An 11,980-nucleotide genomic window follows, 5' to 3' on the forward strand; every position below is an offset into this window, starting at 1 on the left:
AGGGAAGTCCGCCTGGAGAAAACAATGAGCCTTAATGCACTGGAGGCCGGCGCGAGCCCGGCCGTTACCCACGATGAAGAAAAAGCCCTGGTCAGCAAGGTCGCCTGGCGCCTGATGCCGCTGATCATGGTCTGCTATCTGTTCGCTTTTTTCGATCGCATCAACATCAGCTTCGCCAAGTTCCAGCTACAGGCCGATCTGAGCCTGAGCGATACCGCGTATGGCCTCGGCGCCGGGTTGTTCGTGGTCGGTTACGTGATTTTCGAAGTGCCGAGCAACATGATGTTGTACAAGGTCGGCGCCCGGCGCTGGATCGCCCGGATCATGATGTCCTGGGGCCTGGCCACCGCATTGATGGTGTTCGTCAACAGCGAATGGCAGTTTTACGTCCTGCGATTCCTGATCGGTGCGATGGAGGCCGGATTTGCGCCGGGTGTGCTGTATTACCTGACGTTGTGGTTCCCCCAGCACTATCGTGGGCGCATCACGTCGATGTTGTTCCTGGCGTCGGCGTTTGCCGGTCTGGTCGGTGCACCGTTCTCCGGACTGGTGTTGCAACACCTGGATGGTTTTCTTGAAATGCGTGGCTGGCACTGGTTGTTCCTGCTCGGCGGCGTGCCATGCATTGGTCTCGGGTTGTTGGTACTGACCTTGCTCAAGGACCGCATCGAAGACGCCCATTGGCTGACACCGTCGGAAAAGACACTGCTGGCCAGTCGCATCGCTCACCATGAACCGCATAAGAGCGGCGGCTCGCTGCTCGCGGCGCTGCGGATTCCGGGCTTCCTGACCCTCGGCCTGATCTACTTCCTGATTCAAGTGGCGTCCTACGGCCTGAACTTCTGGGCACCTCAACTGATCCGCAGCGCAGGGACCGAGAGCCCGGTGATGATTGGTCTGCTGACCGCGATTCCGTACATCTGCGGTGCGATCAGCATGGTGGTGATTGGGCGTTTGTCCGATGCTTGCGGCGAGCGCCGCAAGTTCGTCGCGGGTCTGGTAGCGGTGGGCGCAGTCGGCTTCTTCTGTGCGGGAATCTTCGCCAACCACACGACTTTCCTGATCGTTGCGCTGGGCCTGCTCGGCGCCGGGATCATCGCTTCCATCCCAAGCTTCTGGACCCTGCCACCGAAATTGCTGGCCGGTGCGGGCGCGGGAGCTGCGGGCGGGATTGCGGTGATTAACACCCTGGGTCAGTTTGGCGGCATTGTCAGCCCGGTCATGGTTGGACGCATCAAAGACCTGACCGGCAGCACCACACCGGCGTTGTATGTGATTGGAGTTTGTGCGCTGATCGCCGTGGCGCTGCTGATGTGGGGGCTGCCGCAGAAGCTGCGTACGCTCGACAAGATCTGACGATTCGCAGGCTACGGCAGCCCACAAGGACCACGCATCCCTGTGTGAGCTGCCGAAGGCTGCGATCTTTTTGATTTGCATGACCGAAAATAGCGGTGTCTGAGCCAACCCCAGCGCCATCGCAAGCGCGCTCGCACCCACATTGACTGCATCAGCCATCAGTTTTGCATTCGCCGTCAATACCCTGTGCGAGCTGTGCTGGTGATGGCGGAATTGATGTCGCCTTGCGGTTGTTTCTTCACTCCCCCCACCGCATGCCTGCCTCTCACTGACACGGCGCTGGCGGTGCCTTCCTTTGATCCTGGCGTTAGTAGTCCCTGCCGCGACTTCTTCGACGATCAGTCATTCGTCTTTTAAAGACCTGATATAGACTGGCGCCCATTCACCAGAAAGTTCAAAGGGACTTCCCATGACCCCCTCGTTGCTGATGGCTGTTCTCGCCTCGGGATTCATTTACGGCATCACTCCGGGGCCCGGCGTACTGGCTGTGTTTGGCATCGGCGCGGCGCATGGGCGACGGGCAGGGGCGGGGTTTCTTTGCGGGCATTTGCTGGGCGATGTGATCTGGTGCAGCACCGCGTTGGTGGCGATTGTCGGGGCGCGAGAAATCGGCAGCACCGCGTTTGACGTACTGGGCGTGCTCAGCGGTCTCTATCTGTTCTGGCTTGGCTGGCGTGCAGTACGAGTGCGCCGCCAAAGTGCCCAAGCGCCGCAAGGCCCGGCGCGTCAGCCGTTCTGGCATGGCATCCTGTTCGGCCTGACCAACCCCAAGGCCTACCCGGTAGCGGTAGCCACGTTCACGGCGTTGTTGTCCAGCCGCGCCGAGTTGCTGACCTGGTCGATGTTGCCCTGGCTGATTTTCCTGAGCTTCGTCGGCGGCCTTGTCGCCTACGCTATCCTCATCGGCATTGTCGGGGCGCGCCGGGTACGTACCTTGTATCAACGGCATGAACTGGCGATCACCCGGTTGTGCGGGGTGATGTTCATCGGCTTCGCCATCAACGCCTTGGCCCATGCGCTGCCGGGGCTGGTGACGAACAAGGCTTGACGCTGATTGCCGGGATGCATCAGTCGCACACGTACGGGATGGTTTTTATATTGTTGCATTGTTCGGACACGCGCTCGGCACCATGACCTCCAGAAATTCCGCTCCGATGGCGAGCTACATCGATCTCTTGCTGGACGCCGTTTGCGCGGTCGACAAACAGGGTCGCTTCGTTTTTGTCAGTGCCGCCTGCGAGCGCATTTTCGGCTATAGCCCTGACGAACTGATCGGCCAGTCGATGATCGATCTGGTGCACCCGGCCGATCGCCAGCGAACCCTGGACGCTGCACGCGAAATCATGGGCGGCGAGCCCAAGCTCAATTTCGAAAACCGCTACCTGCGCAAGGACGGCCAGGTGGTGCACATTCTTTGGTCGGCGCGTTGGTCGGAGGTCGATCAGTTGCGCATCGCCGTGGCCCGCGACATTACCGAGCGCAAGCAGGCGGAGTCCCGGCAAGCGGCGCTGTACGCGATTTCGGAAGCGGCCCATGCGGCGGAAGACCTGCTGGCGTTGTTCAAACGCATCCACCTGATCATTGGTGAATGGTTGCCAGCGCTGAACTTTTCCGTGGCGTTGTATGACGAGCATTGCGCGCAGCTGAATTTCCCGTATCACGTCGACGATCACGAACCCCAACCCGAACAGCCCGGCACAATGACCGGGCGTCTGTGCGCCGAGGTCATTCGCAGCGGCATGCCGATCCTGCTGACCCCAGGCCAGGATAATCCACCCGAAGGGTTCGAATTACTGGTGACCGGGCAGAATTCTCCGTGCTGGCTGGGTGTGCCGCTGAACTCGCAAAACGGCACCATCGGCGCACTGATCGTCAAAAGCATCCCCGGTGGCGAGCGCTATACCGAGCAGGATAAAGAGCTGTTGCAGTACGTCTGCGCCCAGGTCGCGACGGCGATCGAGCGCAAACAATTGCACGCACGCCTGCAACGCATGGCCCAATATGATCAATTGACCCAACTGCCTAACCGCGAATTGCTGCGTGACCGGTTAAAGCTGTCAATCGAAGCGGCCCGCGCAGATTGCGGACGCATGGCGCTGCTGTATGTCGACCTCGACCGATTCAAGCAGGTCAACGACACCCATGGCCATGCGGTGGGCGACATGCTCCTGCAAACCGTGGCCAATCGACTCAAGGGCTGCGTGCGCGAAACCGATACCGTTGCGCGCATTGGCGGTGACGAATTCGTGGTGTTGCTGCACAGCATCCACGCCTCAGGCGATGCCGACTGCGTGGCCGGGAAAATCCGTCAGGTGCTGGCCGCGCCGTTGCGTCTGGACGGCCACAGCCTGAGCATCCAGCCAAGCATCGGGGTGGCGCAATACCCAGAACATGGTACGGAAGAAAAGCAATTGTTCCGGCATGCCGACGAAGCGATGTACACCGCCAAGCGTGAACAACACCTGCGGCTCGTCTGAAAAAATCTCACCGTTCGTCGTGGCGATTCCAGATTTTCTAAACCTTTTGCATCGCGAAAATTCAGATTCTATGCGGGCTACAGCTCGCCGCGATCATTACCAAGAGGTAGAGAATCATGCCTAACTCAAGAAACTCGAACTCGGGAAACTTCTCCAACGATCGAACGAAGGCGTCTGAAGCCGGTCGCAAAGGTGGGAAAACTACCACCACGACTGTCGACAAAGAGCCTAAACCCGATATGGGTCGTAAGCCCGCACAGAAATCCAAGTAATGGATGTTGGTAGTTTTGATTGAGAAGCGGGAGCGAAAGCTCCCGTTTGAATTTTAAGAGGAGGGCGCGACCATGAACCGGATGGCCACCCGATTACGCAACAGCGGTTTTGCCGTGTTACTGGGCCTGTGTGCCACTGGCGCCTTCGCCCAGACACCCACCGAATTCATCAACGATACCTCGGCCAAAGGCGTGGCAGAAATCGAAGCCAGCCGCCTGGCGCACCAGAAATCCGAATCCAAAGAGGTCAAGGATTACACCATCGTCGTGATCAACGACCGCACCACCGCCAATCAGCACCTGGCGAAGATCGCCAAACAGCTGGATCTGCCTGTGGCTCCCCGTGAAGAAGTGGTGGAGAAGGCCAAGGCCCTGATGCCGCAAGTGATGGATGGCGAAACGTTCGATAAGGCCTACGCGGCGAGCCAGGTGAAGACCACTCAAGAAGCCATCGAGCAGCTTGAGCAAACGGCGCAAACCACCGACGTGCCACAAATCAAGGCATTCGCCGAAGAAACCCTGCCCAAACTGCAGAACCATCTGCAAATGGCCAGGGCGCTGCAAGCCAGCCGCTAGCTTTTGGTATTGCGCAGGCGACATCGGTCGCCTGCGCATTTCAGCAGTCCTTCAAACCAGACTTGCCCTTTTCTTCGACAACCGTGCCTTCCAGTTCAATGGTCTGCCCCTCGCCGAGGCTGCGATAGCGCTTTCTCAGCGCCTCCAGTTCCTTGAGGTCCAGTGCTTCGAGCCCGAGCATCGCGTTCTGCGCTTCCTTCGTCACCCGCAGCAACTCGTCGACCTTCAGATGCAAAATGTCGGTGTCACGGTTCTGCGTGTTCTGGATCAGGAACACCATCAGGAACGTAATGATGGTGGTCGAGGTATTGATGACCAGTTGCCAGGTGTCGTTGTAACCAAAAAACGGACCGCTCACCGCCCACAAAAAAATCAGAATGATCGCTCCCAGGAACGTGGTGGGGCTACCGGCCCACAGGGCGAGTTTCTGCGCGATTTTTGCGAATTTCATGGCCGTGTTTCCTTATTAGGGATGAACCTGAAATTCAGACATCGGGGGGCAGATGAAAATTCGGCCGGGGTTGACGTACAACTGGAAAAGCCTAGTTCTGCATCCACTGGCAGCGCGCATCGCGGTATCGTAGCTAACCGGTTGTCGACTCTGATCATGACAACGCACCGACAGGAGAACGCAATGAGTTGGTCCGCCAAACAATACGTCGCTTTTGAAGATGAACGCACCCGTCCGGCCCGTGACCTGCTGGCGGCGATTCCCGCCGGGGACGTGCGTTCGGCCATCGATATCGGGTGCGGCCCGGGCAACTCGACCGAGTTGCTGGTGGAGCGCTTCGCCGGTGCCACAGTGCGAGGGCTGGACAGTTCGGCCGACATGATCGAGGCCGCACGCAAGCGCCTGCCCAACGTGCGGTTTGATGTTGCCGACATCGACACCTGGAACGACAACGGCCCGTTCGATGTGATCTTCGCCAACGCGGTGCTGCAGTGGGTACCTGATCACGCCACATTGCTGCCTTCGCTGGTGAATAAACTTGCACCCGGTGGCAGCCTGGCAATCCAGATGCCGGACAATATCAATGAGCACTCCCACCGCTTGATGCGCGAAGTGGCTGCTGATGGGCCATGGGCAGGCAAATTGGCGAACGCCGCCGGCCAGCGAACCGACATTGAAAGTGCAAGCGGTTACTACTCGATACTGAAAGCCTGCTGCACCCGCGTCGATGTGTGGCGCACCACCTACCATCATCCACTCGCGGGCGGCGCCTCGGGCGTCGTCGAGTGGTTCAAGGGCAGCGGTTTGCGGCCGTTTCTCGAGCCGCTGAATGAGGCCGAGCGGGCGCAATACCTCAAGCAATATCAGACAGCTATCGAAAAGGCCTACCCTGCGTTGAGCGACGGATCGGTGCTGTTGCCGTTTCCACGGCTGTTCATGGTGGCGACGCGCTGAAGCGAAATAGGGACAGATGAGTCATCTGTCCCTATTTTTGACCGCTGAGAAAATCACTGCGGTTTGCTTTTCTTTGAGCGCCTGGCGCTCAAGTATTCAAAAACAAATGAAGCAAAGCCGAACAACCCGATCATTGAAATGATCATGATCCCCAACTCTGAACTTTCCATGCTGATCTCGATGCGAAGGGTGAGCCCAGAGGATAAGACATCCATTTACGGTCTCAACGCCTTGCTACGCCTTCTTTACTGGCGCACGCCGATCCTTACGCAAAATATACGGGCGGCTTTCAGCGCTGCACGCAACCAACATCATCATCGGTGCTTGAATCGCTCTTCGTAGGAGCCGGTCGGCACAATACCTGTGGGAGCTGGCTTGCCAGCGATGGCGATCGTGAAGATGCTATCGCCAGCGAGCCGGCTCCTGCACAGGGCCATTATGCAATCAGGAGGGTTCTGCATCCATTCGACGGGCAATGACGTCCAGCACATCGCAGCCATCGCGCAAAGATATGCAGCACAACAACGCGAAATCGCTGAGGATGACCGAGTCGCTGCTGATTTCACCGCGCATCGCGAGGTTTTCGAGAACCTGCGTAACGGCACCGATTCGATAACGGGCGCTGCTGAGCAGGGAGTGCAGAGGTTGGGTGGTGTTGACGTAAAACGTGGGGAGGTCGTCGGCGTTGCTGGTTAAAGCCATGTATTCGTTCATGAGCGGTATCCGTGTAATTTGCGAATTAACCACTCCATCGTCGCCAAACAATAGGGTGGCAGCTGTACGCGGGTTGGCGAACCGGGACACGGCAAAACCGGCAGATCCTGGGATCTCCCACGCACAGCTACCAAAAAACTGGCAGCACATTGCGTTCAAAAGCACACCGATAACTGCTCGGAAGCTTCTGCACCGTATCGTCAAGTCGCCAAACCCGACACGCCATTTGGGCGTGCCCGGACTATAGGTCTCATGACAAAGGCACAGCAATGCGCAAGTGTACGGACATTTCCCAGACTATTGTAGGACGTTGCTTTATCTGCAATACGCACGGCGAAGCGCCCGCTCAAAGCACGCTTTCACCCAATCCCGTCCAAATAAAACCGGCTACTGAGGGCCGGTCGATACATCGCTGGACCACGCTTAGCCTTGTTGCAATACCTTGAGTGCCGCCGAGGCCAGAAAACCCGAACTATGGGGTTCTGATTTTTTTGCCTGCGGATTTTGTTTCATCTATGAATTGCAGGCGAGGCAGCTCTCTCATTTGTGTGGTCTCCAAGATGGTCTTCTGATGTCTCGTAGAGCTTGCTCTTTGCCCTGGCTGTTGCGGAGTCGTGCGTACAGTTGAATGCGTGGGGGCAATCTGATTTGAAACTCTGGGTGGGCTGTATGGCGGTGGCGGACTCAAGTCCAGGCTGGAGAATGATGGAGGCTGATCGAGTAACGATAAAGTTGAGTATCGCGGTGGATTATCTAAGGATCGAGCCACCGACTGGAACCATTGGGTTCCAGTTGCCGTTGCTGCACGTGCAGTCCTGTAACCCAGCGCTATGCCCGCTCCCCCTGCGACCATACTCACACTCGCCAGAACCGGCGCTATTGCTGTGGCAGGATTTGCAATCACCGCGGCACCGAGCAAAACGCCAGCGGCCCCTGTACCAAGGGCCAAAGTGCCTTGCCCGCTAAATCGGGCACTGTTGGTCAATGAAAGTCCAATCCCCCCAAACGAGGAAATCCCGCCTGCATATCCCCCTAGTGAGATGAGGAAACCCGGTATAGCGAAGCGTCCAGTTGGGTCACGATGATTGATGGGGTCTGCAGCGCAGTACATATATGAGTTCAATCCACCAGCCCCGAACGGGCTCAGCTTGTCTGGGCTGTGGAAACGCATCAGCACTGGGTTATAGGCCCGATAACCGTTGCCGAGCAGATACCAACGAGTGTGCGGATCTCTAAGTTCGCCGTTGAAACCCAGATGCGTTGAAGTAAGACGAAGGGCTGAGAGGTGTCCATAGGCTGTGTATGCCATTGGGTTTGCAATGCCTCGAATCACTTCCGCCATGACGGACTGGTTCTGACTGGTCGCAAGCAGAATCGTTTTTCCGCTGTTTTGGATAACTCGAATGGGCGTGGTCATGGGATGCTCGAAGAAGAGGCGGCATCGCTGTTTTTACAGTATGAAAGACATCTCTTGTACTAGCAGAAGTGATAGTGATCGTGCCTGCATCCCTTAGCCCTGCTGCAACACCTTGAGCGCTGCCGACGCCAGAAAACCCGAACGGCTCTTCTCTTCCGGATGGTGCAGTAGAAAAGTGAAAAGGGGACAGATTTATTTTTGTTACTCTAAACACCCGCTCCTGGCCGATTTTGCCCGTATTGACAGGTAGGTTTGGGTCGATTGCAGTCCTTCGCTACAGGCCGCAATCGGCCGATTCTGTTGAAAAAGTAGCTCCCCTGTCTGGCCTGCGGCAAAATCCGCGCATCGGCCAGCAGGGAAGCACGCAGTATGATGGGACAGTTATCGAGTGGTCAGGAGCGGCTGTTTTACTCGTTCAACCTTGAAGACCACATCCCCGCCAATCACATTCTGCGTAGCGTTGATCGGTGTCTCGATCTGAGCGATTTGCGCCATTACCTCGCCGATTTTTAAAGCCCAATTGGGCGTCCTTCGATTGACCCAGAGTTGATGATCCGCATGCTGATCGTGGGCTATTGCTACGGTATTCGCTCCGAGCGGCGGCTGTGCGAAGAGGCCCATTTGAACCTGGCGTATCGCTGGTTCTGCCGGTTAAGTCTTGAAGATGAAGTCCCCAATCACTCGACCTTTTCCAAAAATCGACACTGCCGTTTTCGGGACAGTGATCTGTTTCGCTGGTTGTTCAATGAAGTGCTGCGTCGCTGCATGGACGCCGGTCTGGTCAAGGGCGAAGGCTTTGCCGTGGACGCCAGCATCATCAAAGCGGATGCGAGTCGGCAGCGCGGGGTACCGGGAGATGAACCGATCAACTGGAGCGATCCGGCCCTGAGCACCCGCGCCGTGCGTGAGTATCTTGAGGCACTCGATGAAGAGGCTCTGGCCGAAACGCTACCGAAGCGCCTATCGCTGACGGATCCTCAGGCCCGCTGGACCGCAGCTCCAGGCGGCCCAGCTTTCTACGCTTATTCTACGAATTATCTGATCGATACCGAGCACGGCGTGATCATGGATGTGGAACCCACACCCGCTCATCGCACGGCCGAAGTCGAGAGCACCAAGACGATGATCGACCGGGTCGAAGCGCAGTTCGACATCAAGCCGGAACGCCTCATTGGCGACACCGCTTACGGTACCGCGCCGATGCTGGCCTGGATGGTGGAGGAAAAAGACATCGAGCCACATGTGCCGGTGTGGGACAAAACCGAGCGCAAGAACGATAGTTTTTCGAGCAACAATTTCCACTGGAATGAAGAGGCTGAGGAATACCTCTGTCCGGCCGGCAATGCATTATGTAGCGAATGGCGAGCCTTCAAGAACGAGCGTTCGCACGTCACCAAAGCCAACACCATCATCTTCCGATCCCGGCAGACCGACTGCGTTGCCTGTCCGATGAAAGCCAAGTGCTGCCCGAACACAGCGTTCCGCAAGATCGCCCGCAGCGTCCATGAAGCCGCTCGTGATGTGGCTCGGCGAATCGCAGCGCTCTCGCCACGAACGCAAGAAGGTCGAAATGTTGTTTGCCCACCTCAAGCGCATCCTGAAACTGGATCGCCTGCGGCTACGTGGCATGAATGGTGCGACAGATGAATTCACGCTGGCCGCTGCGGTGCAGAACCTGCGACGGCTGGCTAAATTTACATCTCAAAGGCCACCCGCCACGGGATAGGTGCGCCTGCACTCAGCAAAAAACCTCAAATTAACCCAATAACAGAGCAGCAAAGGTCACCGAAGGGCCGAAAAACCACTCATTGTGGTGAGTAGGTTCTCCGGTGGTGGTCGTGCCTGAGTTCAGGCCATTTGAAAATCCGATTTTTTCAACAGAATCGGCCGAATGCTACCGCTCGCGACTAGTAGCTAATGGATTACGATAATCGGCAGTACCGAGATGGGGTCGTCGGCAAAATGAAAAAGCCCGACACTCGGCCGGGCTTTTTTTGAAATCAGATCGTTATCAGGCCTGCTTTTCACGCGCCGCCAGCATAACTTCATTCTGCTTTTTAGTGGCTTCGGTCAACACTTCGCTGTAAACGCGCTTTTTCTCTTCTGATTTTGCATTCCGAATGAAGTCTGCGAATGGACTCGTGGACTCCTTTATGGATCCGAATTTCATGGGTTTGCTCCGTCGTTTATCCCAAGCATGGTCATCAGTTCGTATGTCGAATGCTTCTCGGGGATATGGTAGTCGATCTTGTCGACGCCAGCCTTGTAGAGGCGTCCAGTGTTATCAATATGCTTCACAAGCAGATCGACATGAAGATCCTTGCCAAACTCTAGCTTAAGGGTGTTTACCACGTCACGTGCTGCGAAATACTGCTCGACGAAATGCTCCGGTCGAATCCGTCGTCCTTCAGCCTCCTCTCGAGCCTTCACAAAGGACCAGGCAAGCCCAGGGTCTTGATAGACGTAGAGAATTTGCACAAATCTTCCCTTACCCAAACACCGCCGCACGTTTTTCCTCGCGATCTCGATATTTGAAAACGTCCCGTCCAGCAGGAAGGATTGCTTTCGCTCTAGGGCGAGGTCAATCAGCTTTCCAACTAGGATCGAAATGGCGCCTTGGAAAAGCCAGGCGTTGCCACCTCGATACGCTTCAAATTCGCTTCTGAGCTCGTCTGGATCAATTCGTAAGATGGGCGTATCGGAGAAAAGGTTGAGCAGGGCTAAGGATGCTTCTGTTTTGCCGGCACCGGGCGACCCTGCCATGAAAACCGAAACAGGCTCCTTTTCGGGCGGATACTTGCTCTGATCCGTGAGTCGTTTACCAATAGCCTTCTTGTTCGATCGGGCAAACCTGATCGCGTCATCCCAGATGGCCTGCTCTTCTCCCGTCATCTCATGCCTTTTGTCTTGCTGCACCAATGAAAACCCTTTTCGAGTGACTGGTGATTTCCCATTTGTGCTCCGGTATCGCATGCGACACCCAGGAAGGGCAGTGAATACAATGGCGCAATCCGCCACTCTGGCCCTGTCTAAGTGTTAGTAAACTGGAGATGGTGAGACCTCGAGATGACGAATCTAACAGCTTCGCCGAACTACCTGCCGAGATACGTTGCGGTGATTTGTATCCTTTCATGGCCCAATTCCCGGCTGATCATTTACCGAGCATGATTATCTTCAATACGCTGATATGCGCTCAACTCCTTGGCTGAGTGTCCACCCGCCGCTGGCGGCTTGAGACGAACAGGGATAGACCACACGCAATCGGCAAGCAAAAAGTTTTTACCAGTGGATTTGGCTTGGCGGATTTTGAAATCGGTGAGCATTTCCAACCCTCAGAATTAGAGTTGGATGCGATGGTTATCCCTTGGGGATGGCTCCTCCAGCCACAATGCGATACGCGAAAAAAACTGCATTGATGTACCACTTTATGTACCAGAAAAGACCGGTAGTCAGTGGTTTTCGCTGGATGTCACTGGAACGAGGCTAGGAAAAAATCCATATCAGCTCAGTGACTTGCATGCGTTCCGTGGACTTGTATAGACGTCCATGGAAAGACGATGTGGAGCGGGTGAAGGGAATCGAACCCTCGTTATCAGCTTGGGAAGCTGGAGTAATGCCATTATACGACACCCGCTCAGAGCGGTGACTTTGTACCAGATGTGCGTGTGGAAATGAAGTTTTTCTTTGCGCGATACGGCTTTAGCGCAGGTGAAACACTACAAGGACCTGAGACGGTCATTCGCGGGCAAGCCTCGTTCCTGCG

At 56.3% G+C, this 11,980-nt stretch carries 12 protein-coding genes, 1 tRNA gene and 2 pseudogenes; 7 read left to right on the plus strand and 8 right to left on the minus strand.

Translation table 11 applies throughout. The annotated features are described in order from the left end of the window. Positions 1-24 precede the first annotated feature (24 nt). The 5 genes from D8U73_RS25600 (at position 25) to D8U73_RS25620 (ending at position 4,681) form a co-directional block, all read left to right on the plus strand. Positions 25-1,356, plus strand: a complete 1,332-nt coding sequence (locus D8U73_RS25600; RefSeq protein WP_130906092.1) for an MFS transporter — start codon at positions 25-27, stop codon at positions 1,354-1,356. A 409-nt stretch (positions 1,357-1,765) separates the two neighbouring features. Further along, positions 1,766-2,404, plus strand: a complete 639-nt coding sequence (locus D8U73_RS25605) for a LysE family translocator (RefSeq protein WP_130906093.1) — start codon at positions 1,766-1,768, stop codon at positions 2,402-2,404. Positions 2,405-2,486: 82 nt separating this feature from the next. Then, entirely contained in the window at positions 2,487-3,833 is a 1,347-nt protein-coding gene (locus D8U73_RS25610; RefSeq protein WP_130906094.1) for a GGDEF domain-containing protein, read from the plus strand. A gap of 116 nt (positions 3,834-3,949) precedes the next feature. Then, a complete protein-coding gene (locus D8U73_RS25615; RefSeq protein WP_082557648.1) occupies positions 3,950-4,105 on the plus strand; it encodes a KGG domain-containing protein in 156 nt (51 codons plus the stop codon). A 72-nt stretch (positions 4,106-4,177) separates the two neighbouring features. Then, positions 4,178-4,681 carry a DUF4142 domain-containing protein gene (locus tag D8U73_RS25620; protein ID WP_130906095.1) on the plus strand — a complete coding sequence of 168 codons (504 nt, stop codon included), beginning with the start codon at positions 4,178-4,180 and terminating at the stop codon, positions 4,679-4,681. A 40-nt stretch (positions 4,682-4,721) separates the two neighbouring features. Here D8U73_RS25620 and D8U73_RS25625 read toward each other — a convergent pair whose 3' ends face one another. Continuing rightward, positions 4,722-5,132 (minus strand): low affinity iron permease family protein, encoded by a 411-nt coding sequence (locus D8U73_RS25625; RefSeq protein ID WP_056856052.1) that lies wholly within the window; start codon positions 5,130-5,132, stop codon positions 4,722-4,724. A gap of 183 nt (positions 5,133-5,315) precedes the next feature. Between D8U73_RS25625 and tam the strand changes: the two genes are divergently transcribed. Further along, the gene (gene tam, locus D8U73_RS25630; protein ID WP_130906096.1) at positions 5,316-6,086 is read left to right on the plus strand and encodes a trans-aconitate 2-methyltransferase; all 771 of its coding nucleotides are present in this window, start codon (positions 5,316-5,318) and stop codon (positions 6,084-6,086) included. A gap of 53 nt (positions 6,087-6,139) precedes the next feature. On the opposite strand, the gene D8U73_RS29270 is transcribed toward tam, so the two are convergent. The 4 genes and pseudogenes from D8U73_RS29270 to D8U73_RS25645 all read right to left on the minus strand — a co-directional run. Continuing rightward, on the minus strand, positions 6,140-6,301 hold the full coding sequence (locus tag D8U73_RS29270; RefSeq protein ID WP_177435542.1) for a hypothetical protein: 162 nt from the start codon (positions 6,299-6,301) through the stop codon (positions 6,140-6,142). Between the two features lie 229 nt (positions 6,302-6,530). Continuing rightward, positions 6,531-6,800 (minus strand): short-chain dehydrogenase, encoded by a 270-nt coding sequence (locus tag D8U73_RS25635; RefSeq protein WP_130906097.1) that lies wholly within the window; start codon positions 6,798-6,800, stop codon positions 6,531-6,533. A gap of 472 nt (positions 6,801-7,272) precedes the next feature. Continuing rightward, positions 7,273-8,217: an RHS repeat-associated core domain-containing protein gene (locus D8U73_RS25640; RefSeq protein ID WP_130906098.1), complete on the minus strand. Its 945-nt coding sequence runs from the start codon at positions 8,215-8,217 to the stop codon at positions 7,273-7,275. 93 nt (positions 8,218-8,310) lie between these two features. After that, positions 8,311-8,391: pseudogene (locus tag D8U73_RS25645) on the minus strand (type II toxin-antitoxin system HicB family antitoxin); the annotation flags it as partial. A gap of 195 nt (positions 8,392-8,586) precedes the next feature. On the opposite strand from D8U73_RS25645, the pseudogene D8U73_RS25650 reads away from it, so the two are divergent. Then, positions 8,587-9,943 (plus strand): annotated as a pseudogene (locus tag D8U73_RS25650) (IS1182 family transposase). Positions 9,944-10,228: 285 nt separating this feature from the next. On the opposite strand, the gene D8U73_RS29275 reads toward D8U73_RS25650, so the two are convergent. The 3 genes from D8U73_RS29275 to D8U73_RS25665 all read right to left on the minus strand — a co-directional run bounded on the left by D8U73_RS29275 (position 10,229) and on the right by D8U73_RS25665 (position 11,851). Beyond that, entirely contained in the window at positions 10,229-10,387 is a 159-nt protein-coding gene (locus D8U73_RS29275) for a hypothetical protein (protein ID WP_177434503.1), read from the minus strand. After that, positions 10,384-11,109 carry a zeta toxin family protein gene (locus D8U73_RS25655; protein WP_130906114.1) on the minus strand — a complete coding sequence of 242 codons (726 nt, stop codon included), beginning with the start codon at positions 11,107-11,109 and terminating at the stop codon, positions 10,384-10,386. Before D8U73_RS25655 ends, D8U73_RS29275 begins: the two co-directional genes overlap by 4 nt. A gap of 668 nt (positions 11,110-11,777) precedes the next feature. Continuing rightward, positions 11,778-11,851, minus strand: a tRNA-Gly gene (locus D8U73_RS25665). Positions 11,852-11,980: the final 129 nt, after the last annotated feature.

Source organism: Pseudomonas sp. Sample_22 (genome assembly GCF_004307635.1).
Classification (GTDB): Bacteria; Pseudomonadota; Gammaproteobacteria; order Pseudomonadales; family Pseudomonadaceae; genus Aquipseudomonas.